Annotated in this window: 23 protein-coding genes and 1 pseudogene; 8 read left to right on the top strand and 16 right to left on the bottom strand. The window is 64.3% G+C overall.

Annotated elements, in window-relative coordinates:
• Window positions 1-20: 20 nt before the first annotated feature.
• Window positions 21-551 (bottom strand): hypothetical protein, encoded by a 531-nt coding sequence (locus ACODS5_RS05530; RefSeq protein ID WP_134693655.1) that lies wholly within the window; start codon window positions 549-551, stop codon window positions 21-23.
• 365 nt (window positions 552-916) lie between these two features.
• On the opposite strand from ACODS5_RS05530, the gene ACODS5_RS05525 reads away from it, so the two are divergent.
• Window positions 917-1,543 (top strand): response regulator transcription factor, encoded by a 627-nt coding sequence (locus ACODS5_RS05525; RefSeq protein ID WP_134693654.1) that lies wholly within the window; start codon window positions 917-919, stop codon window positions 1,541-1,543.
• Window positions 1,544-1,583: 40 nt separating this feature from the next.
• Here the strand turns inward: ACODS5_RS05525 and ACODS5_RS05520 are convergent, their stop codons facing one another.
• From ACODS5_RS05520 to metG, 8 genes and pseudogenes are all read right to left on the bottom strand, one after another.
• Window positions 1,584-1,760: a PA3496 family putative envelope integrity protein gene (locus tag ACODS5_RS05520; RefSeq protein WP_167659518.1), complete on the bottom strand. Its 177-nt coding sequence runs from the start codon at window positions 1,758-1,760 to the stop codon at window positions 1,584-1,586.
• Between the two features lie 104 nt (window positions 1,761-1,864).
• Window positions 1,865-2,503 carry an endonuclease III gene (gene nth, locus ACODS5_RS05515; protein ID WP_134693653.1) on the bottom strand — a complete coding sequence of 213 codons (639 nt, stop codon included), beginning with the start codon at window positions 2,501-2,503 and terminating at the stop codon, window positions 1,865-1,867.
• A gap of 4 nt (window positions 2,504-2,507) precedes the next feature.
• Entirely contained in the window at window positions 2,508-3,032 is a 525-nt protein-coding gene (locus ACODS5_RS05510) for an Rnf-Nqr domain containing protein (RefSeq protein ID WP_134693652.1), read from the bottom strand.
• Window positions 3,029-3,628, bottom strand: a complete 600-nt coding sequence (locus tag ACODS5_RS05505; protein WP_489108162.1) for an RnfABCDGE type electron transport complex subunit G — start codon at window positions 3,626-3,628, stop codon at window positions 3,029-3,031. Before ACODS5_RS05505 ends, ACODS5_RS05510 begins: the two co-directional genes overlap by 4 nt.
• The gene (locus ACODS5_RS05500; RefSeq protein WP_134693650.1) at window positions 3,625-4,596 is read right to left on the bottom strand and encodes an RnfABCDGE type electron transport complex subunit D; all 972 of its coding nucleotides are present in this window, start codon (window positions 4,594-4,596) and stop codon (window positions 3,625-3,627) included. The genes ACODS5_RS05505 and ACODS5_RS05500 overlap by 4 nt, the downstream gene beginning before the upstream one ends.
• A pseudogene (gene rsxB / locus ACODS5_RS05495) lies at window positions 4,592-5,335 on the bottom strand (electron transport complex subunit RsxB); the annotation flags it as partial. The pseudogene rsxB and the gene ACODS5_RS05500, both read right to left, overlap by 5 nt.
• Window positions 5,332-5,859, bottom strand: a complete 528-nt coding sequence (locus tag ACODS5_RS05490) for an Rnf-Nqr domain containing protein (RefSeq protein ID WP_134693648.1) — start codon at window positions 5,857-5,859, stop codon at window positions 5,332-5,334. The pseudogene rsxB and the gene ACODS5_RS05490, both read right to left, overlap by 4 nt.
• Before the next feature lie 85 nt (window positions 5,860-5,944).
• On the bottom strand, window positions 5,945-7,987 hold the full coding sequence (gene metG, locus ACODS5_RS05485; protein WP_489108161.1) for a methionine--tRNA ligase: 2,043 nt from the start codon (window positions 7,985-7,987) through the stop codon (window positions 5,945-5,947).
• A 158-nt stretch (window positions 7,988-8,145) separates the two neighbouring features.
• Between metG and apbC the strand changes: the two genes are divergently transcribed.
• Window positions 8,146-9,240 carry an iron-sulfur cluster carrier protein ApbC gene (gene apbC, locus ACODS5_RS05480; protein ID WP_489108160.1) on the top strand — a complete coding sequence of 365 codons (1,095 nt, stop codon included), beginning with the start codon at window positions 8,146-8,148 and terminating at the stop codon, window positions 9,238-9,240.
• Between the two features lie 225 nt (window positions 9,241-9,465).
• On the opposite strand, the gene ACODS5_RS05475 is transcribed toward apbC, so the two are convergent.
• Window positions 9,466-9,675: a cold-shock protein gene (locus ACODS5_RS05475; RefSeq protein WP_003254922.1), complete on the bottom strand. Its 210-nt coding sequence runs from the start codon at window positions 9,673-9,675 to the stop codon at window positions 9,466-9,468.
• Window positions 9,676-10,004: 329 nt separating this feature from the next.
• Here ACODS5_RS05475 and dcd point away from each other — a divergent pair, with 329 nt between their 5' ends.
• Window positions 10,005-10,571: a dCTP deaminase gene (gene dcd / locus ACODS5_RS05470; RefSeq protein WP_003258001.1), complete on the top strand. Its 567-nt coding sequence runs from the start codon at window positions 10,005-10,007 to the stop codon at window positions 10,569-10,571.
• A 98-nt stretch (window positions 10,572-10,669) separates the two neighbouring features.
• Window positions 10,670-10,912, top strand: a complete 243-nt coding sequence (locus ACODS5_RS05465) for a hypothetical protein (RefSeq protein WP_134693645.1) — start codon at window positions 10,670-10,672, stop codon at window positions 10,910-10,912.
• A gap of 6 nt (window positions 10,913-10,918) precedes the next feature.
• Here ACODS5_RS05465 and ACODS5_RS05460 read toward each other — a convergent pair whose 3' ends face one another.
• The 6 genes from ACODS5_RS05460 to ACODS5_RS05435 form a co-directional block, all read right to left on the bottom strand.
• On the bottom strand, window positions 10,919-12,034 hold the full coding sequence (locus ACODS5_RS05460) for a succinylglutamate desuccinylase/aspartoacylase family protein (protein WP_134693644.1): 1,116 nt from the start codon (window positions 12,032-12,034) through the stop codon (window positions 10,919-10,921).
• 276 nt (window positions 12,035-12,310) lie between these two features.
• Window positions 12,311-14,746: a penicillin acylase family protein gene (locus ACODS5_RS05455; RefSeq protein WP_489108159.1), complete on the bottom strand. Its 2,436-nt coding sequence runs from the start codon at window positions 14,744-14,746 to the stop codon at window positions 12,311-12,313.
• 171 nt (window positions 14,747-14,917) lie between these two features.
• On the bottom strand, window positions 14,918-15,121 hold the full coding sequence (locus tag ACODS5_RS05450) for an SEC-C metal-binding domain-containing protein (protein ID WP_134693642.1): 204 nt from the start codon (window positions 15,119-15,121) through the stop codon (window positions 14,918-14,920).
• Between the two features lie 7 nt (window positions 15,122-15,128).
• A complete protein-coding gene (locus ACODS5_RS05445; RefSeq protein ID WP_489108158.1) occupies window positions 15,129-15,605 on the bottom strand; it encodes an LEA/WHy family protein in 477 nt (158 codons plus the stop codon).
• Between the two features lie 2 nt (window positions 15,606-15,607).
• Complete coding sequence (locus tag ACODS5_RS05440) at window positions 15,608-16,084, bottom strand: YchJ family protein (RefSeq protein ID WP_489108157.1); 477 nt, start codon at window positions 16,082-16,084, stop codon at window positions 15,608-15,610.
• A gap of 4 nt (window positions 16,085-16,088) precedes the next feature.
• Entirely contained in the window at window positions 16,089-16,583 is a 495-nt protein-coding gene (locus ACODS5_RS05435) for a DUF6231 family protein (protein ID WP_134693639.1), read from the bottom strand.
• 159 nt (window positions 16,584-16,742) lie between these two features.
• Between ACODS5_RS05435 and ACODS5_RS05430 the strand changes: the two genes are divergently transcribed.
• The 4 genes from ACODS5_RS05430 (at window position 16,743) to ACODS5_RS05415 (ending at window position 19,370) form a co-directional block, all read left to right on the top strand.
• Window positions 16,743-17,435, top strand: a complete 693-nt coding sequence (locus tag ACODS5_RS05430) for a PA1041 family peptidoglycan-binding anchor lipoprotein (RefSeq protein ID WP_134693638.1) — start codon at window positions 16,743-16,745, stop codon at window positions 17,433-17,435.
• A gap of 89 nt (window positions 17,436-17,524) precedes the next feature.
• Window positions 17,525-18,244, top strand: a complete 720-nt coding sequence (locus ACODS5_RS05425) for a PA1041 family peptidoglycan-binding anchor lipoprotein (RefSeq protein ID WP_134693637.1) — start codon at window positions 17,525-17,527, stop codon at window positions 18,242-18,244.
• Between the two features lie 99 nt (window positions 18,245-18,343).
• The gene (locus tag ACODS5_RS05420) at window positions 18,344-18,619 is read left to right on the top strand and encodes a DUF1145 domain-containing protein (protein ID WP_134693636.1); all 276 of its coding nucleotides are present in this window, start codon (window positions 18,344-18,346) and stop codon (window positions 18,617-18,619) included.
• A complete protein-coding gene (locus ACODS5_RS05415; RefSeq protein WP_489108156.1) occupies window positions 18,612-19,370 on the top strand; it encodes a collagen-like protein in 759 nt (252 codons plus the stop codon). The genes ACODS5_RS05420 and ACODS5_RS05415 overlap by 8 nt, the downstream gene beginning before the upstream one ends.
• Window positions 19,371-19,539: the final 169 nt, after the last annotated feature.

The following is a 19,539-nucleotide window of genomic DNA, read 5'->3' as shown; positions in this document are numbered from 1 at the left end:
GGTTTTTTTATGCCTGGATCTCATGCTTGATGTTCCTCGTCGAACGCCGTTTCGGCGTTGTCGAGCATAGGTTCCACCGACAGGTGAATGCATACCCGTGCATCCAGGTTGTACAGGACCCAGCGCCGCGCCGAGGGCGGTGGGCGCTCGATCATGCGCAGTACATGGTTTTCGATCATCTTGAGGCCCTCTGAACCTGATATGGCGATGATGATTGCGCCTTGATCGTGGCTGGAGGGCCTGATGGCTTCATCGGGCATCGTGGGGCTGTGAGGTGCCGGTGTCTGTTCGGAGCTTGGGCCGGTGGCAGAAGAGGGCGGCTGACAACTTGAACCGGGCTCGTGTTTCTCGGGGGCGAACAATGAGCCGGTGTTGAAGTTGAGGGTGAGGAAGAACAATACCGTCAGGAAAAACGGAAACCCCACCAGAAACCAAGTGTAGATACTCTGGCTCTGCTCACTCAGAAAGGGAAGAGAGGCCAGTGCCGAGGCTTCGATGACGCCGGCGAACACGGCGATAAGGGTCAGGGGACTAATGGATTCTTGGTTCATGATGAGTATCCGATCGAGCGTCGCTCATCTGTACGTTGTTTCTTTTCCAGACAGCAGTGTGAGGCACTTCCATTATTGGAAATGAATCTCCTTCAACCTTTCTCCTGTACCTATAAGTGAAATTTCCTGCGAGCTATGTAAGGGGTCGGTACTTGGATCCCATCAGCGGGGCTGTTAATTTTTGTGACGGTTAATTCAGGCATGAATCTATTACAGGTTGTGAAATAGGTACGCGTAGGATTAATCCTCAATAGTTGTAGTCCTCTTCTTTTGATGTATCTGTCAGGGAAACCTCATAACTAATCGGCCGCAAGGTCGGTTAAGGTGGCCTGGCGAATTGAAAATAACGAATCAATGGATATCGCATGAATAAAGTGCTGATCGTGGATGATCACCCGGTCATTCGCCTGGCCGTACGCATGCTGATGGAACGGCATGGTTACGAGGTGGTGGCGGAGAGCGACAATGGTGTGGATGCCCTGCAACTTTCACGGGAGTATCTTCCGGACATCGTTGTGCTGGATATCGGGATCCCCAAGCTGGATGGGCTCGAGGTGATAGCTCGGCTGGCCCTGCTGAGCCCTGCGAGCAAGGTGTTGGTACTGACATCACAGACCCCGGGACATTTCTCGATGCGCTGCATGCAGGCGGGGGCGGCGGGTTACGTATGCAAGCAGCAGGAATTGACCGAGTTGCTCAGCGCAATCAAGGCGGTGCTGTCCGGCTATAGCTACTTCCCCAACCAGGCGTTGCACAAGGGGCGGTCTGGTGTCGGGGGGGCGACGGAAAGCGAGATGGTCGAGCGTCTGTCTGGGCGAGAGATGATGGTGTTGCAGCAACTGGCGCGGGGCAAAAGCAACAAGGAAATCGCTGACAGCATGTTCCTCAGCAACAAGACCGTCAGTACCTACAAGACTCGACTGTTGCTCAAGCTCAATGCGCGTTCCCTGGTCGACCTCATCGAGTTGGCCCAGCGCCATGGGCTGGTCTGAGTATGATTGAAAAAGCCCCCGTGGTGGAGGCTTTTCAGGGTTACAGGTCGTAGTCGAAATCGGCCAGTTGTCTCTGCAGTCGCCGCTCTTCGAGCATGTTGTCGATGGTGCGGCGTTTGCTGAGGTTGGTCTTGGCCGGTTCGGCCTGAGGCTCTTCGTCTTCGTCCACGCTCTGGAATTCTTCGTCGATAGTCAGGTCTTCTTTATCGGTGCTCATGCGTCACTCCAAGCCAAAGGGCCATTGGCCGTCCTTATAACGGGATTCGCAGGGCGGGTAAAAAAGATTTTTTCAATCGTCCAGGGACGTAATTCACTATCGCCTCAATCGTCCGAGGTCTTGTGCTTGTACTCGCACAGGTCCTCGATCCGGCAACTCCCGCAACGTGGCTTGCGCGCCTGGCACACATAGCGGCCGTGCAGGATCAGCCAATGGTGGGCATCGAGCAGGTAATCTCGGGGGACGAACTTCAGCAGTTTTTTTTCCACCTCGAGCACGGTCTTGCCCGGGGCAATGCCGGTACGGTTGCTCACGCGGAAAATGTGCGTATCGACTGCCATGGCCAACTGGCGGAAAGCTGTGTTCAAAACCACGTTGGCAGTCTTGCGCCCAACACCCGGCAGTGCTTCGAGTGCTTCGCGGGTTTGTGGCACTTCGCCGCCGTGTTGTTCGACCAGCAGGCGGCAGGTCTCGATGACATTCTTGGCCTTGCTGTTGTAAAGGCCAATGGTCTTGATGTACTCGCTCAGGCCTTCCACGCCCAGGGCATGGATCGCCTGCGGTGTATTGGCCACCGGGTACAGCCGGGCGGTGGCCTTGTTGACCCCTACATCGGTGGCCTGGGCCGAAAGAATCACGGCGATCAGCAGTTCGAACGGGGTACTGTAGGCCAGTTCGGTCTTTGGATCGGGATTGTCTTCATGCAGCCTGCGAAAGATCTCCAGGCGTTTGGCGGCATTCATGGGGTCAACGGGTTCCTTGGCGACGTGAGGGGTGGATCCGTGGGCGCAGGTGATTGTACAAGCCCAGCAGCAAGCCGAGGAGCACCAAGGCACCCGGCGCCAGCTCGGCAATATGCAGGCCAAGCGAATGGGCCAGCAGTTGCCGGCAGGCTCCCAGGGTGATGCAGGCTGCCAGCAGGCCGCCAAGGCTGATGCACAGTGCTCGCCAGCGTTCACGTTGTGGCAGCAGCGGGTCGATGGCCAGGCAGGTCAGGGCCAGCAGGGCGGGATAGTGGCCCAGTTGCACGGCCAGGGGGAGAGCCCAGGCCCGCAGGCTCAGCAGCAGGCAGGTGGTCAGGGCGCTCACCAGCACAATGTTCGCCCAGGGCAGGGTGCTGCTGTCGAGATGCCGGCGCAGGGGGGCCATCAGCACTTGGTGCAGGCCTGCGAGCACGAGCGCGCAGAGGCCGATAGCCGCACCTTGGGCCGCGCTGGCGGTGGCGCCCAGTAGCGGAGCAAGGCCGGTTAGCAGTAGCCACTGTGCGCTCATGGCGTCGCCTCGCCAAGCAGTGTCGGGCGCTGCTCATCGAAATAACGCAGGGCATCTTGCAGCGCATCGATCACGGCCCGCGAGGTCACCGTGGCCCCCGCCATCTGGTCGAAGGTGCCATGGTCGCGCTTGATCGCCCAGGCTTGGTCGAGGGCCTTGCCGGTGAACTGGTCCAGCCAATGCAGGGTCGGATTGATCAGTTGGTCGCCCAACCCTGGGCTCTCCTGTTGCCTGAGCACATGCACGCCGAGCAGGCGGCCTTGCCTGTCGATGGCGATCGCCAGTTCGACAGGGCCGGCATAGCCCTGGAAGCTGCTGTGCAGCAGGATGGCCACCGGCGTGCCGGCCAGGCTGGCACGGTAGGCGGCGAGCAGGCGGCTGTGCGCCAGGGTCGGTTGCACCAAGGGCAAGGGATTGGCCAGTGGACGGTTGTCGTAACTGCCTGCGGGAAGCACCGCCAGCCATTGCCGTTCCTTCCACTGCTGCGTGGCTTCGGCGATCGGGCCGGCGGTCCAGTGTCGCCAGGTGAGCGTGGCAGCCAAGGCCAGTGCAGTTATCAGCACCAGCAGCAGGTGGCTGCGCCAGCGAACATTCATGCGCGCACCCGCTCGCGGGCTTCTGCCAAGCGGTCCAGGGCAGGCGCGGCCAGGTTCATCAGCAGGATGGCGAACGCCGTGCCGTCGGCAAAGCTGCCCCAGGTGCGAATCAGATAGATCAGCAGGCCGGCGCCGCAGCCGAACAGCAAGCGGCCAAGCGGGCGCTTGCAACCGGATACCGGCTCGGTGGCAATGAAGAACGCCGCCAGCATGGTCGAGCCGGAAAACAGGTGCAGCAGGGGCGAGCCGTTGGAGTCGGACCCCGAGCCGTTCCAGCCCAGCAGGCTGAACAGAAACAGCCCTCCGAGCAGGCCGACCGGCGCGTGCCAGCTGAACAGCTTACGCTGCAGTAGCAAAAGGCCGCCGAGCAGGAAGGCGAGGTTGACCCATTCGCCGCCCCTGCCACCCCAGTGTCCGAAGGCCATATCAGTGCTGAACAGTTCGTCGACGGTCAGGCTGCGGTTGTGGCGCAGTACGTCCAGGACCGTCGGGCTGGCCCAGGCGTCAATCTGCTCGTTGGCGGCAAAGCTAAGGTGCAGGCTGTCCAGCAGGCCCGGGCTGTGGCCAGACCAGTGATGCATCTGCAGCGGGAAGCTGAGCAGAACAAAGGCGTAGCCGACCATCGCCGGGTTGAACGGGTTGCGTCCGACGCCGCCGTAGGCTTGCTTGCCCAGGCCGATGGCGACGCTCGCGGCAGCCACCGGCAACCACCAGGGCGCCTGGGCGGGCAGGGCAGCGGTCAACAGCACGGCGGTGACCCACGCACTGCCATCGCCGAGCGCCACGGCTACAGGCAGCCTGCGCCAGCCCAGCAACAGGGCCTCGGTCGCCAACGCGGCGGCGCTGCACAGCAGCAGGTTGACCAATACTCCCCAGCCGTGCAGCCAGAACAGCACCAGCAAGCCTGGCCCGCAGGCCAGTAGCACCAGGTTCATGGCGCTGCGCAGGCGCGGGTCAGACACTGGCATGGGCTTGCAGCGCTTCAAGGTGCTGGCGAGCCTGCTCGGCGCTGGCCTCAAGGGCCTGGAGTTGCGCGAGCTGTTGCGCCTCGGGGGCGGCGCCCAAGGCGCTGCGGGCCTTGCTCAGTTGGGCGCGACTCATGGCCGCGGCAACCTTCGCCTGCTTGAGGGCGGTATCGTTGTCGACAGGATGTTGCCGCGCCTGGCGTTGTGCCTGGCGCAGGGCTTCCTCCCGGCGCTGGCGCGCTTCGCGCTGTTCGTGGCGGTAGCGTGCCCGGTCACGCCGCTGGCTGCGTGCCAGGCGTTGCTCGGCGCCATGGGTCAGGTCGCCGACGATAGGAGTCACATTGGCCGGCAGCGGTAACAGGTCGATGCAGTCGACGGGGCAGGGCGCCAGGCACAGGTCGCAACCGGTGCACTCGTTGGCGATCACGGTGTGCATCAACTTGGTCGCGCCGACGATGGCGTCCACCGGACAGGCCTGGATGCACTTGGTACAGCCAATGCATTCGGCCTCGCGAATGAATGCCACCTGCGAGGGGCCAGGTGGGCGTTGAGGGTCGAGCGCGATCACCGGTACCTGCAGCAGCGTGGCCAGGGCAGCGATGGTCTCGCGGCCGCCGGGCGGACATTTGTTGATTGCTTCTCCCGCGGCCAAGCCTTCGGCATAGGGTCGGCAGCCGCCGTGGCCACATTTGCCGCACTGGGTTTGCGGCAGCAAGGCATCGATGCTTTGTATCAGACTCATTGGGTGAATAATCCGTTGAACCCGGAAAACGCCAGGGCCATTACCCCGGCTCCAATCAGCTCGATCGGCAGCCCGCGCAGCGCCACAGGCAGGTCCGGGTGGTGACTGCGTACACGCAGGTCGGCGAACAGCACCAGGGCAAGCCAGAAGCCCAGTGCCGCGCCAACGCTGTAGATCAGTGCTTGGCCAATGCTGCTGGCATCACTGGCAAGCTGCAACAGCAAGCCTAGCACCACGGCATTGCCCATCAGCAACGGCCTCAGGCCGTCCACGGGCCAATCGGGTCGCCAGCGGCTGAGCAGGGTGGGCATTGCCCAGGCCAAGGCGCTTAACAATGGCAGTAACAGGAGCAGCTGCAGGTCGCGCCATGCCGCCGGCAGCAGCAGGCCGATGGGCAGCGCCAGCAGCACTAGCCCGGTGCATAGCCCTAGCAGGTGCACGCGGGCGCGTTCGACGGGTTCGCCCAGCAGGGCCAGGTGATTGACCAGCGCGGCGCTGACCAGGACCAGAACGTAGTCGCTCATGGAAATGCCGAAGTCTGCGGGAAAACCTGATTATCCGACAGCACGCGGTCGATGCAAATGCCCCGGCCATGGGCCGGGGCAAAGCTTACTTGATGCGCTGGCCGGGCTTGGCGCCGCTGTCGGGGCTCAGCAGGTAGATCTCTTCCCCGCCAGGGCCGGCGGCCATGACCATGCCCTCGGAGATACCGAAACGCATCTTGCGGGGCTTGAGGTTGGCCACCATCATGGTCAGCCTGCCTTCCAATTGAGACGGGTCCGGGTAGGCCGACTTGATACCCGAGAACACATTGCGGCGCTCGTCGCCGATGTCCAGGGTCAGTTGCAGCAGCTTGTCGGCACCGGGTACAGCCTCGGCCTTGACGATCAGGGCCACGCGCAGGTCTACCGCAGCGAAGGTGTCGAATTCGATCTCGGCCGACAGCGGATCCTTGGCCAGCTCGCCGTTGCCTGCCGGGGCGGCTTTGGCTTCGGCGGCCAGCAGGTCTTCCTTGCTGGCGGCGACCATGGCTTCGACCTTGGCCGGCTCGATGCGGCTCATCAGTGCCTTGAACGGGTTGAGCTTGTGGTTTTCCAGGCGCGACTGAAGGTCGCTCCAGGTCAGTGGCGCGACATTGAGGAAAGCCTCGGCGTCGGCGGCCAGCAGCGGCAGCACCGGCTTGAGGAAAATCACCAGTTGGCGGAACAGGTTGACGCCCTGGGCGCAGATGGCCTGGACTTCTTCCTGCTTGCCTTCCTGCTTGGCCAGGGACCACGGCGCCTTGTCGGCGATCCAGGCATTGGCGCGGTCGGCCAGGGCCATGATTTCGCGCATGGCGCGGCCGAAGTCACGGCCTTCGTAGGCCTCGGCAATCGACGGCGCGGCGGCAAGGAAGGCTTCGGTCAGCTCAGGCGCGGCATCGCCCGCAACCATCAGGCCGTCATTGCCCTTGTGGATGAAGCCGGCGCAGCGGCTGGCGATGTTGACCACCTTGCCGACCAGGTCGGAGTTGACCTTCTGCACGAAGTCCTCGAGGTTCAGGTCGAGGTCGTCGACACCGCGGCCGAGCTTGGCGGCATAGTAGTAGCGCAGGTATTCCGGTTGCAGGTGGTCGAGGTAGGTGCGCGCCTTGATGAACGTACCGCGCGACTTGGACATCTTCGCGCCGTTGACGGTCAGGTAGCCGTGCACGTTGACCGCGGTCGGCTTGCGGAAGCCCGCGCCTTCGAGCATGGCTGGCCAGAACAGGGCGTGGAAGTTGACGATGTCCTTGCCGATGAAATGGTACAGCTCGGCCTGCGAGCCTTCGCTCCAGAACGCGTCGAAGTCCAGCTCCGGGCGGCGTGCGCAGAGGTTCTTGAAACTGGCCATGTAGCCGATTGGCGCGTCCAGCCACACATAGAAGTACTTGCCTGGCTCGCCGGGGATCTCGAAGCCGAAGTACGGCGCGTCACGGGAGATGTCCCATTCCTGCAGGCCGGCGTCCAGCCACTCGGCGAGTTTGTTGGCCACGGCGTCTTGCAGGGTGCCGCTGCGGGTCCACTGCTGCAACATGGCCTGGAAGTCCGGCAGCTTGAAGAAGAAGTGCTGCGAGTCGCGCAGTACCGGGGTAGCGCCGGAGATCGCCGACTTGGGGTTCTTCAGCTCGGTTGGGGCGTAGGTGGCCCCGCATTTTTCGCAGTTGTCGCCGTACTGATCCTCGGCCGCGCACTTGGGGCAGGTGCCCTTGATGAAACGGTCGGCCAGGAACATGCCTTTTTCAGGGTCGAAGTACTGGGTGACGGAACGGGTGGCGATGTGGCCGGCGTCGCGCAGGCGGCCGTAGATCAGGCTCGACAGCTCGCGGTTCTCCTCGCTGTGCGTGGAGTGGAAGTTGTCGAAGTCCACCAGGAAATCGGCGAAGTCGCCAGCATGCTCGGCCTGGACGTTGGCGATCAGTTGCTCGGGGGTGATGCCTTCCTTCTCGGCGCGCAGCATGATGGCCGAGCCGTGGGCGTCATCGGCGCAGACGTAGACGCACTGGTTGCCGCGCAGCTTCTGGAAGCGCACCCACATGTCCGTCTGGATGTACTCGAGCATATGGCCAAGGTGAATGGATCCATTGGCATAGGGCAGGGCGCTGGTGACGAGAATCTGACGTGGCTCGGACATGGTGGCTCGGCTACTTATCTGGCGACGGGGTAAAAATAAGGATGATCGGCCACTATAAAGGGCTGGCGAATTTATTTCACCCCGCGTGCGCATCTGCTGACGATTGACGGGTTAGCATAGGCGTCTGTTTCGTATTCCGTTTGCCAATGGGAGCCTCCATGAGTGCCGTCACCCGTGCCGCCGTCGAAGGCGTGCTTCGCCAGTACACCGACCCCTACCTGAACCAGGACCCGGTCAGCGCCGGGTGCGTGCGCGCCATCGATATCCACGGCGGGCAGGTCAAGGTGCAGTTGCAACTGGGTTATGCCGCTGGTCTGTTCAAGAGTGGCTGGGCCCAGGTGCTGCAGACCGCCATCGAGAACCTGGAGGGGGTCGCCTCGGCCCTGGTGAGCATCGACTGCGTGGTCGCCACCCATAAAGCCCAGGCCCAGGTGCCGGCCATGGCCAACGTGAAGAACATCATCGCCGTGGCGTCGGGCAAGGGCGGGGTGGGCAAGTCGACCACCGCGGCCAACCTGGCCCTGGCCCTGGCCCGCGAAGGCGCCCGGGTCGGTATTCTCGACGCTGACATCTATGGCCCGAGCCAGGGCGTGATGTTCGGCATCGCCGACGGCACCCGTCCGCAGATCCGTGAGCAGAAGTGGTTCGTGCCGATCAAGGCCCATGGTGTCGAGGTGATGTCCATGGCGTTTCTCACCGATGACAACACGCCGATGGTCTGGCGTGGTCCGATGGTTTCGGGGGCGTTGCTGCAACTGGTGACCCAGACCGCCTGGGACGACCTCGACTACCTGGTGATCGACATGCCGCCGGGCACCGGCGACATCCAGCTGACCCTGGCGCAGAAGGTGCCGGTGGCAGGCTCGGTGATCGTCACCACGCCTCAGGACCTGGCGCTGCTGGATGCGAAAAAAGGCGTGGAGATGTTCCGCAAGGTCAATATCCCGGTGTTGGGCGTGGTGGAGAACATGGCCGTGCATATCTGCTCGAACTGTGGCCATGCCGAGCACCTGTTCGGTGAGGGCGGCGGCGAGAAGCTGGCGGCGCAATACGGCGTCGAGCTGCTGGCGTCGTTGCCGTTGTCGATGTTGATCCGCGAGCAGGCCGACAGCGGCAAGCCGACCGCCATCGCCGAGCCGCAAAGCCAGATCGCCATGGTCTACCAGGAGCTGGCGCGGCAGGTGGGGGCGCGGATCGTGCTGCAGGAAGCGGCGGCGCCAGCGATGCCGAGCATTACCATCAGCGAAGACTGACGCGTTACCTGTAGGAGTGGCCTTGCCGAGGCGTCGGACCGGTCGGAAAGGGCCGCACAGCGGCCCCGGCACTTTCTGCATCACCGCTGAAATCCTGGGGCTGCTGTGCAGCCCATTCGCGACACAAGGCCGCTCCTACAGGGGGGGCGGCGGATAACTTTCGAGCAGGCACAAAAAAACCCGCCAATGGCGGGTTTTTTTTGAAAGCGAGGAAGCGAGATCGACTTAGGCGATCTGAACTTCTTCAGCCTGCATGCCTTTCTGGCCGCGGGTAGCGACGAAAGTAACAGCTTGGCCTTCTTTCAGGGTTTTGAAGCCGTCAGCTTGGATGGCTTTGAAGTGCACGAACAGGTCGTCGCCCGACTGAGGGGTGATGAAGCCGTAGCCCTTCTCATCGTTGAACCACTTAACAACACCGGATTGGCGGTTGGACATTTTTCTGTCTCCTTGGACAAAGTTGATAACGGTCAGGAAACACCCTGACCGGGACTGAGCGCAAAGAGAGCAGAAAATTCAGCGATGGGCCGATCAGGATCGTGCATCAAACTAGAGATTCTCGGTGTCACGTGCAGCACAGTGGCGCCACCTTAACCCACTTTCCACAACCTGCCAATGGCCAAGAAGCGCTTTGATGAAATTCGGATCGGCGGCCTGTGCAGCCCCCGTCCGGCGCGGGATCGGGCAAGGAAACTTTAACCTGGACGTCGGGACCGGTAAGATGCGCATCTGGTTTTTCACCCCGCACTCTTTCAGGACACCCCGCCATGAGCATCAAATCGGACAAGTGGATTCGCCGCATGGCGCAGGAACACGGCATGATCGAACCCTTCGTCGAGCGCCAGGTGCGTGGCGAGCAGGACAGCCGAGTCATTTCCTTCGGCGTTTCCAGCTACGGCTACGACGTGCGCTGCGCCGATGAATTCAAGGTATTCACCAACATCAATTCGGCCACCGTCGATCCGAAGAACTTCGACGCCGGCAGCTTCGTCGACATCAAGAGCGATGTTTGCATCATCCCGCCGAACTCCTTCGCCCTGGCCCGTACCGTCGAGTACTTCCGCATCCCGCGTGACGTGCTGACCATCTGCCTGGGCAAGAGCACCTATGCCCGTTGCGGCATCATCGTCAACGTCACCCCGCTGGAACCCGAGTGGGAAGGCCATGTGACCCTGGAGTTCTCCAACACCACCACGTTGCCGGCGAAGATCTACGCCAACGAAGGCGTGGCGCAGATGCTGTTCCTGCAATCCGACGAAGAATGCGAAGTTTCGTACAAGGACCGTGGCGGCAAGTACCAAGGCCAGCGCGGCGTCACCCTGCCGCGCACCTGAGCCGACCAAACGCGGGGAATTGTTTCTCCGCCTGGCACTCCAACAGGTGAATAGCCCTGGTGCGCACGACGCGCGCCGGGCCTCGCCAGGAGCCGCCGATGAAACTCGACCCCGCCATCAGTGCCAAGCTGGCCGTCCTGCAGCCGAACCAGATCGGCTTGCCGGTATGGTCGCTGTTGGCCCACCCGCCGATCGCCACGCCGATTCCCATGCAGGCCGGTGGTGTCCCGCACCAGCCTGACCCCGACACGCCGCAACCGCCGGAACCCGGTGAGCATCCGCCCATGGAGCCTGGCGAGCCGACCCTGCCTGATGAGCCGCCACCGGCCCCGGTGGCCTGAGCGACCTCAGTTGCCCAGCAGGTAACCGCTGCGGCAGATCTGCTCACCGGCAACATGGGCGACGACCATGCCCGCCGTGGCCATGCGCCGCACACTGCGCGCGTACATCAGCCCGGCCTGGCTGTTGCGCAGCGGAGTAACCCGGTCGCTGAGCGGGTCGATGACTTCGGCGATCAGTTGACCTGCCTCCAGGTACTGCCCTGGCTTGGCATGAAACACCAGCAGGCCGCCGAGTGGCGCGGTCACCGGCTCCACCGCCGCCAGGGGCGTGGCGGGTTGGCGCAGGGCGGGCAGCGGGGCAGGATGGCCCTCGATGACGCCGCTGTGGGTGAGGAAATCGAGGATCGCCTGGCAGTCCTGGGTCGCCAGGGCATGGCTGACATCGGCCTGGCCTCGTAGCTCGATGGTCACCGAGAAGCTGCCCTGGGGAATCGGGAAGCGCTTGCCGAAGCGCTGCTGCAGTTGCCACCAGACCAGGCTGAAACATTCGTCGAACGACTGTCCGCCGGAATCGGTGGCCAGCAGGCTGGCTTGCACGCCGAGGTAGCGGGCCAGCGGCTCGACCTGTGGCCAGGCCTCGGGCGTGGTGTACAGGTGCTCGACCGCTTCGAAGTCGCAGTGCAGGTCGAGCACCATGTCGGCGTCGCAGGCCAGGCGTTGCAGGGTCAGGCGCTGCGACTGCAGTGGCGTGCGTGGCGCGTGTGCATCCAGGCCGCGACGCAGGTATTCGCGAATCAAGGCCAGGTTGTGCACGGGGTCCTGGGTGAGGTGGGCCTCGACCTGGTCGCCGATGCTGTCCGACAGGTCGACGAAATGGCGGTTGAAGTTTTCTCCGCTCTGCAGCTCGAAGCGGCCCAGCGGCGCATCCAGCAGTACCTGTTCCAGGCCCACGGGGTTGGCGACCGGCACCAGGATCACTTCGCGCTGCAGGCGCCCCTGTTGTTCCAGTTCGCCCAGGCGTTGCTTGAGATGCCAGGCCACCAGCATGCCCGGCAGTTCGTCGGCGTGCAGCGAGGCCTGGATGTACACCTTGGCGCCACCGCGTGGGCCGAAGTGAAAACTGTGCAGCTGGCGGGCGATGCCCGGGACGGGGGACAGCAGGTCATGGGTCGAATGGTGCATGGTGGTCCTGGTCGGAGCGTCTGCGGTAGGGGCTGGGATCAAGGATAGAAGCACAACTTGCGCTGGGGTGCATCATTTGCCGTGTGCCCCAAGGCTAAGCCAAGTACCGCGTCGCCTGGTTCGCCAGCAGGGCTGGCTCCTACAGGTGACGCGCATGGCTTGAGGCCTGTGGGAGCGGGTACACCCGCGAACACCCGGCGTAGCCGGTGCCAGGCACCGCGTCGCTTGCTTCACGGGGGCGCCCTGCCAGCGAAAGGCCGGCAGCTGTCCGTTTGCCTACCTGCCCGGCACCAGCGTCAGGCGCTGGCTGCCATATGCCCGGGCGAAGTTCTGCGGTTGCAGCGGCAAGCTCATGAAGCGGCCCTTGAACCAGGCATCCAGCCCGTCGCTGTAGTGGCGGCTGGCAGGGTTGCCGGATTGGCCGCTGCTGGTCAGCAGCTGCAGGGGTTCGGCCTGGCCGAAGTCCACGACCATGCGCGTCGAGGCTGGCAGTTGGCTGTCGAGGCGGCTGCCCCAGGCGTACGGGGTCAGGGCCAGGGTGCTGAAGTCGCCACCGGCGGCCAGCGGCGCGCGGTTCAGGTTGTCGCCCAGGCCCTGGTAGTTCGATGCCGGCCAGCGGTACTGGTGCAACCTGCCCCATTGCCAGGCGCGGCGGTCGGCGCCCAGTTGCGCGGTGCCGGTATCGATCGCGGCGGCCAGGCTGCGGGCCAGGATGGCCGGTTTGTCTTCTTTCTGCGCGGTGCCGCGGTCGTCCCAGAACGGGCTGTCCTCGCGCCCCAGCAGGTGGTCGGCCTGGGCCGAGTAGGACAGTTGCGCGTTGCCGACAAACGCCTGCCATGCTGGGCTGGACTCCGGGCCCAGTTCGTCGAGGAAGGTCTGCCGGGTAACTTCCTGAAGGAACAATTCATACAGTGCGGCATCCGCCGAGACCGGGCTCAAGCGGCCATCGAAAGCCTTGAGCCGGGCCAGCGCGTCGCGGGCCTTGTCGCGCTGGGCGGCGGGCAAGGCATCGATGGCCTGCTTGAGCGGCTGGGCCATGCCGGGGGCGTCGAACATCTGCTTGAGCTTGTCGGCCAGCAGCGTCACCTGGTCGTTCTGCAGCGCCATCAGGCTGCGGCTGTCGTGGCGTCCATTGCTGGCCAGCTGGGCCAGGCGCTCGGCGCGCTCGGGGTAGTACCAACTGCTCGACAGCTGCATGCCGTAGCCCTTGGGCAGGCTGCGTTGGTTGGCGTGGCCGATGAAACCGTTCGGAGGGTCCTGGTCGTAGGGATGCAGCATGGCGTCGGCGAAGCCATCCCAGTCGTAGCGCCCGTCCCAGCCTGGCGAGGGCAGCAGGCCCTGGCCTTCGCGGCGATTGGGGTAGCGGCCACTGACCTGCCAGCCGATATGCTGCGGCTCGGCGAAGACGAAATTGAGGGCCGCGGCACCGACCTCGCGGGTGCTGTCAAAGGCCTTCTCGATGTTGGCCGCGCGGGTCAGGTCGAACAGCGCATCGAGGCTGCGGTCGTCCTTGAGCTGCGGCAGGTGCAGCGCCAGGGCCAGGCTGCCATGGCCCGGCAGCAGGGTGCCATGGCGGGTGTCGTACAGCACCTCGCGCTGCGGGCGCTGGCCCCGGACGAAGAAGGTTTCGTTGCGCGCGCGGGCCGTCTGCCACTTGCCATCGGCCAGGTAGCTCAGCTGGCTGCCCTGGCGGCGTACTTGTTCGAGGAACAGGTCCTGGTTGTCGGCCATTACCGCGCTGGCGCTCCAGGCCAGCTTGCCGTTGTAGCCGGCCAGCACGATCGGCAGGCCAGGAAGCGACAGGCCGGCGACCTGGTACTTGCTGGTGTGGATCTGTACCGGGCTCAGTGCCCAGGTGGCGCGGCTGTCGCTGGCCAGCAGGCTCTTGCCGCTGCGCGAGCGTTGAGGGCCCAGGGCCAGGTTGGACGAGCCAGGGGCGCCGAGCAGGCCGAGGTCGGCCAGGCGCTGGCCGGCTGCCGCCAGCGAGGCCAGGCCCGGTAGTTGGCTGGCCAGGTTCAGGCCTTTGAGCTTGTCCACCTCGGCTTCGGCCAGCGGTTCGTCGGGGGCGCCGGGCAGCAGCCAGGCCAGTTTGTCGCTGCCAACCTTTTGCGCCAGGGTCAGGGCCGACAGTTCCTCCTGCAGGTTCACCGACTGGCTGAAGGCATACAGGCTGAAGATCAGCGCCGAATCCTCGGGCTTCCAGTACTCCGGGCGGTAGCCGCTGCTTGCCAGCTCAGCCGGCAGCTTGTCGCGGTAGCGGAACAGGTAGGCATTGACCCCGCGGGCATACACCTCGAAGAAACGTTTCAAGCGCGGCGAGGCATCGGCATAGAGCTGGCCGGCGCTCTGCTTGAGATTGGCCGCGCGCATCAGGCGGTCGATCTCCAGTGCCTCGCTGCCGGCCAGTTCCGCCAGGCGGCCCTGGGCCAGCAGACGCATGGCGACCATCTGCCCGATGCGGTCGCCGGCATGCACGTAGCCCAGGCTGAACAGTGCGTCATGGAAGGTGCTGCTTTCGATCAACGGCGCGCCCATGGCGTTGCGCCGCACCGAAACGTTCTGTGCCAGGCCCTTGAGTGGTTGCACGCCGGTGGTCGGCGGCACGCTGTCCTGGTAGCCACCCAGTTGGCAGCCGGCGAGCGCGAGCATGCCGAGCAACACGGCGGCGCTGCCCAAGCGTGGGCGGAAGGGTGGTAGGACGGGGGCGGCCATGACTAGGCTCCTGCAGGGCGTGGCAAGGTTGTGAAAGGCGCTAAGGTAGTGAGCGCGCAGTCGCCGTGCAAGGTGCCGGAGAGCTTTATTTACCAGCGGTCGTGGTGGGCCGGCTCGAGCGTGGGGTGGGCCCGCTCCCGCGGCATTTGCCGGGGAGCGGTGGTGCGTCGGTCAGGCGCCGTGGCACTTCTTGAATTTCTTCTGGCTGCCGCATGGGCAAGGGTCGTTGCGGCCGACGTCCTTCAGGGCGTTGCGCACCGGCTCCTGGTGGCTGTGGTTGCAGTGCGGGCCGTGCACATGGCCGTGATCGTGATCATGCTGGTGGTCGTGATCGTGGTTGCAGTCGGGGCCATGGACATGGGGTTGCTGGGTCATTACGGTGTTACTCCGGTTGAAGATCGCCGGAGATTATCTCACCCCTTTGCGTCATGTGCAGGTCTCGATGCACGATCAACCCGGTAGCCAGTTCGCCGCGCAGTTGGTACTGCAACGGTTGCCCGCTCTTGAGCAGCTTGGCCAGTGGCTTGAGGTGCTGCCAGAGGTTGGTGTATGCAGTGATCTTGAAGGTGCGCCGGGCATGGCCGCCGACGCTGCGCCAGAGGCTGGCCTGGTCCTCGGCCAGCAACAGATCGCCGAGCTTGACCGAATAAGCCAGGTTGCGGATGAACAGGCGGCTGTCATTAGGATTGTCGACCTGCAGGTGCAGGACGAACTCCTGCTGGTGCAGGTGCAGCTTGACCGGTTCGACCTTCAGCAGGTGCACCTGCGGTTCGCGCCAGGCATCGCCGCCCCAGCTCGCGCAGCTCGCCAGCCAGGCCAGTAACAGGCCGAGGGTGAGCAGGCGGGTCAGGAGGCGCATGCTCAGCTACCGAGGTAACTGGCGCAGCATTTCTTGAACTTCTGCCCGCTGGCGCAGGGGCAGGGGTCGTTGCGCCCGGCCTTGAAAGGCACCGTCGGGTCGATGAAGTACCAGCGCCCAGCGTGCTGGACGAAGGCCGAACGCTCGCGGTGCTGGTGATCGCCCTGCTGGTCGTGCCAGCGCGCGGTGAAGGTGACGAAAGCATGTTCGGGCTGGCCACCAAGCACCTCGGCGCTTTCCACTTCCAGCCCCAGCCAGGTGCTCTGGGCGCTCCAGGCGGCGATGCCGGCGCGGTCCAAGTCAGCTTGCTGGGCCGGCAGGGTAGTGGCCACCAGGTAGTCCACCAGCCCCAGCACATAGGCGCTGTAGCGCGAGCGCATCAGGGCCTGGGCGTCCGGCGCCGGGGTACCGCTGTGATAATACCCGCAGCAGGCGTCGAGCAGGTTGCCACTGCCGCAAGGGCAGACCGAGACACTCATTGAATCACCACCAGTACTTGCCAAAATTTTCCGGGTTGGCCCAGAACCTGGCGTTGAGCCAGTCCGGGACCTGTTTGTAGTCATGCAGATCATAGGTGAACAGGCTCAGCACCTGCTCGTCGCGCTGGAATTTTTCGCTGGCCGAGAGCGCCAGCGAATAGAAGTCGGTGTCCCGCCAGCCGCAGGCGCTCAGGTCCGCCAGCACCGCGACGCGGCTGGCATTGAGGTTGCGGATGCCGCCCAGCAGCTCGAGGCCAGTACGCTTGGGCAGGTGCTCCAGGCAGTCCACCAGTACCGCCAGGTCGAAGCGTCGGGCCGCTTGTTCGCTGGGCAGCGGGCCGGGCGCGGCAACCTCGATCTGGCTATCGGGGTGGGCGGCGGCGAAAGCCTCGAGGGCTGGGAAGCGGCTGCCCACCAGCAGCAGATGGCGCGGGGTGAAGCGTTCGAGCAGGGCGGCCAGGGCCTGCTGGGGTGTACGTTGTGAGAAAACGTCGGTCATTGCCATTCCTCGTTCAGGTCGCTCAAGACTAGCGGTCCCCGGCGATCGGGCAAAGCGCCGCGTCGCCGCGTCGTGGCTTCTTGCTGGCAGGGCGGGAATCGCCGGTCTTTACTCCCAGGGCATCGGTTTTGCACCGATTCCCCTAGGAGAAGCAACAAGATGAGCATAGTACGCACAGCGATACCCCTGGTTCTGCTCACCAGTGTGTTGACTGGTTGTGCAGGTTTGCAGAAAACCGACTGGCCCAAGTGCGCTGCCGTCGGGGGTGTGGGCGGCGCGGCCCTGGGCGCGATCGAGAGTTCCAGCTGGGCAGGCTGGGGCGCCTTGCTCGGCGGCGGTCTGGCGGCTGGCTACTGCTGGGCCCATGGCGATGGCGACGAAGACGGCGATGGCGTGCCGGACAGCCGCGACAAGTGCCCGGGCACGCCGCGCGGGGTGCAGGTCGACGCCAACGGTTGCCCGCCGGAGCCTGCGCCAGTGGTCGAGGAAGTCGTGGTGCAGAAGGAAGAAGTCATCGTCATTCGCGATGTGCACTTCGAGTTCGACTCGGCGCGCTTGACCGCGACCGACAAGGAGCGCCTCAACACCGTCGCCACGCGCCTCAAGCAGGAAGCCCCTAGCGCCCGCCTGAGCGTCAGTGGCCATACCGACAGCGTCGGCTCCGATACCTACAACCAGAAGCTCTCCGAGCGTCGCGCCCAGTCGGTGACCAGCTACCTGGTCGAAAGCGGTGTGCCGCGTGGTAGCTTCGTTTCGGTGGTGGGGGCCGGCGAGACCCAGCCGGTGGCCGACAATGCCACGGCCGATGGCCGCGCGATGAACCGCCGTACCGAGATCAAGATCCAGCGTTGATGGCGTGGCGCCTGTACCTTGAGAAGTGGCGCGGGCGCGTCTTTACTCCTGTGTGACCGGTAGCGGCCGGTGACACAGGAGCATTCACCATGCGTGTTTTGTCGAAGGCGGCACTGCCGCTGGTAGTGGCCACCAGCCTGCTGGCAGGTTGCGCCACCCACAGCGACGGCAGTGCGCCCCTCAATCAAAGGACCTGGCCCATCTGCAGCCTGCTTGGCGGGCTGGTCGGTGGTGGCCTGGGCGCCATCGAGAGTTCCAGTTGGGCGGCCGGCGCCGGTGTCGCCGGGGCCATTGCCGGTGGGTTGATCTGTTATGCCCAGGATGGCGACGAGGATGGCGATGGGGTCTTCGACCGCCGCGACCGCTGCCCGGACACGCCGGCGGGGACGCAGGTCGATCACATGGGCTGCCCGTTGCCGCAGTACCCTGCATCGGCGCCGGCCCCAGTGCCTGTGGCGACACCTGAAGTGATCACCCTGGACGACCAGGGCCAGGTGTTGTTCGCCTTCGATTCCGCCGAACTCACCGGCGGTGCCCAGCAGCGGCTGCACAGCCTGCTGCCCAAGCTCAACGATCCCAGCGTGACCAGCGTCAAGGTGGTCGGGCACACCGACAGCGTAGGCTCGGACAGCTACAACCAGAAACTGTCCGAGCGGCGTGCCAGTAGTGTGGCCGAATACCTGATCAGCCAGGGGTTGGCGCCGACCAAGGTGACCAGCCAGGGACGTGGCGAGGCGCAGCCGGTGGCCGACAACGACACCGACGAAGGTCGCGCGCATAATCGACGGGTGGAGTTGCACCTGAACTGACCCCTCTGGCGCGCGCTCCAGCTGTAGGGTTACTGTTGTCGGCACGGCCCGCTCGAACGGGCCGCTCCGACATAACAACAATCCTTTGGGGGCGGGGCTATGAAGTTCATCCTGGGCCTGGGCAAGGCCCTGACGGTGGTGTTCTGGTGGGTGGTGCTGGTCAACCTGTTCATGCCGCAGCCCTTGCCGTTCAACCTGCTGATCAACGCCGCGGGCGCTTTCCTGCTCGGCTTGCATGCGCTGGAGGTGCTGTTTTTCAATGGCAGCCTGCGTGGGCGCAGCCATCGCTGGTTCGATCGGTTGCAGATCTTGCTGACCGGCATTTTCCACGTCATGTCCATCCCACGGCCGCAGGAGGCGTCGAGCCATGCGTAAATTGATGTTGTTGGCCGCATTGGCCACCCCTCTGGCTCAGGCCGAGAGCCTTGAAGTTGCCGCCCATTCGATGCTGCGCCTGCCCAACAAGTCGGCCAGTGTGCACCTGGAGCAGTTGCGGGTGGCCGATTCGGCGACCTTGCTGCTGCCGGCCAGCCTGACTGAATTGAAGATCGACCGGCTCGAACTGGGGCGCGATGCGCGCATTGCCATTGCCCCGGCCGAGCATGAGCTGAATATCGTGGCGGCGCATGCGGCGTTGGCCGAAGGCAGCGAGTTCAGCGCACCGGGCGCGCCGGGCACCTACGAGCGCGCGGCGCGGCCGGGACGCAACCTGGATCTGCGCCTGGAGGCGCTGGAGGCCGAGCGGTTGGCTATCGATGCCCGCGGCGGGGCGGGGGCGCCTGGGTATTTCGGGCTCGATGGCGCCAATGGCACGCCGGGTGGTTGCACCTGGGGTCAGGCTAGCCGGGGGGCCAATGGTGATGATGGGGGCAATGGTCATGATGGCGCCGCGGGCGGGCGGATTCGCTTGAGCGTGCCTGAGGGGTTCGCTCAGGAGCGGATCGTGGTACGGCTCGATGGTGGTGCGCCGGGTAAGCCGGGGGCTGCGGGCAAGGCGGGGCGGGGTGGGGCGAGCAAGGGGTGTCTGGTTTATAGAACCGATGCGGGGGCCAGTGGGCGGCCTGGGCAGGCCGGGCAGCCTGGGTTGGCTGGGGCTTCTGGGGAGTTGATTCTGCAGCGGCTTTGAGTGGGTTTGAATAGGGTTGTTTGGTTAGTTGGTTAGTTGGTTAGTTGGTTAGTTGGTTAGTTGGTTAGTTGGTTTTTAGAGTTGTAGGCGCATTCATTTGCGATGTCGACGCACAATCACCTTTCCGCCCTTACGGCGGGTCCCTTTTTGAAGGATCAAAAAGGAACCA

Source organism: Pseudomonas sp. FG47 (assembly GCF_057809115.1).
Note: the sequence above shows the minus strand (reverse complement) of the source record. Positions and strands in the feature narration are given on the sequence as shown.

What these genes read in the sequence shown, in the direction of transcription:
- ACODS5_RS05530 (WP_134693655.1), bottom strand. Translation starts at nt 551, where the DNA reads ATGAACCAAGAATCCATTAGTCCCCTGACCCTTATCGCCGTGTTCGCC.
- ACODS5_RS05525 (WP_134693654.1), top strand. Translation starts at nt 917, where the DNA reads ATGAATAAAGTGCTGATCGTGGATGATCACCCGGTCATTCGCCTGGCC.
- ACODS5_RS05520 (WP_167659518.1), bottom strand. Translation starts at nt 1,760, where the DNA reads ATGAGCACCGATAAAGAAGACCTGACTATCGACGAAGAATTCCAGAGC.
- nth (WP_134693653.1), bottom strand. Translation starts at nt 2,503, where the DNA reads ATGAATGCCGCCAAACGCCTGGAGATCTTTCGCAGGCTGCATGAAGAC.
- ACODS5_RS05510 (WP_134693652.1), bottom strand. Translation starts at nt 3,032, where the DNA reads ATGAGCGCACAGTGGCTACTGCTAACCGGCCTTGCTCCGCTACTGGGC.
- ACODS5_RS05505 (WP_489108162.1), bottom strand. Translation starts at nt 3,628, where the DNA reads ATGAATGTTCGCTGGCGCAGCCACCTGCTGCTGGTGCTGATAACTGCA.
- ACODS5_RS05500 (WP_134693650.1), bottom strand. Translation starts at nt 4,596, where the DNA reads ATGCCAGTGTCTGACCCGCGCCTGCGCAGCGCCATGAACCTGGTGCTA.
- ACODS5_RS05490 (WP_134693648.1), bottom strand. Translation starts at nt 5,859, where the DNA reads ATGAGCGACTACGTTCTGGTCCTGGTCAGCGCCGCGCTGGTCAATCAC.
- metG (WP_489108161.1), bottom strand. Translation starts at nt 7,987, where the DNA reads ATGTCCGAGCCACGTCAGATTCTCGTCACCAGCGCCCTGCCCTATGCC.
- apbC (WP_489108160.1), top strand. Translation starts at nt 8,146, where the DNA reads ATGAGTGCCGTCACCCGTGCCGCCGTCGAAGGCGTGCTTCGCCAGTAC.
- ACODS5_RS05475 (WP_003254922.1), bottom strand. Translation starts at nt 9,675, where the DNA reads ATGTCCAACCGCCAATCCGGTGTTGTTAAGTGGTTCAACGATGAGAAG.
- dcd (WP_003258001.1), top strand. Translation starts at nt 10,005, where the DNA reads ATGAGCATCAAATCGGACAAGTGGATTCGCCGCATGGCGCAGGAACAC.
- ACODS5_RS05465 (WP_134693645.1), top strand. Translation starts at nt 10,670, where the DNA reads ATGAAACTCGACCCCGCCATCAGTGCCAAGCTGGCCGTCCTGCAGCCG.
- ACODS5_RS05460 (WP_134693644.1), bottom strand. Translation starts at nt 12,034, where the DNA reads ATGCACCATTCGACCCATGACCTGCTGTCCCCCGTCCCGGGCATCGCC.
- ACODS5_RS05455 (WP_489108159.1), bottom strand. Translation starts at nt 14,746, where the DNA reads ATGGCCGCCCCCGTCCTACCACCCTTCCGCCCACGCTTGGGCAGCGCC.
- ACODS5_RS05450 (WP_134693642.1), bottom strand. Translation starts at nt 15,121, where the DNA reads ATGACCCAGCAACCCCATGTCCATGGCCCCGACTGCAACCACGATCAC.
- ACODS5_RS05445 (WP_489108158.1), bottom strand. Translation starts at nt 15,605, where the DNA reads ATGCGCCTCCTGACCCGCCTGCTCACCCTCGGCCTGTTACTGGCCTGG.
- ACODS5_RS05440 (WP_489108157.1), bottom strand. Translation starts at nt 16,084, where the DNA reads ATGAGTGTCTCGGTCTGCCCTTGCGGCAGTGGCAACCTGCTCGACGCC.
- ACODS5_RS05435 (WP_134693639.1), bottom strand. Translation starts at nt 16,583, where the DNA reads ATGACCGACGTTTTCTCACAACGTACACCCCAGCAGGCCCTGGCCGCC.
- ACODS5_RS05430 (WP_134693638.1), top strand. Translation starts at nt 16,743, where the DNA reads ATGAGCATAGTACGCACAGCGATACCCCTGGTTCTGCTCACCAGTGTG.
- ACODS5_RS05425 (WP_134693637.1), top strand. Translation starts at nt 17,525, where the DNA reads ATGCGTGTTTTGTCGAAGGCGGCACTGCCGCTGGTAGTGGCCACCAGC.
- ACODS5_RS05420 (WP_134693636.1), top strand. Translation starts at nt 18,344, where the DNA reads ATGAAGTTCATCCTGGGCCTGGGCAAGGCCCTGACGGTGGTGTTCTGG.
- ACODS5_RS05415 (WP_489108156.1), top strand. Translation starts at nt 18,612, where the DNA reads ATGCGTAAATTGATGTTGTTGGCCGCATTGGCCACCCCTCTGGCTCAG.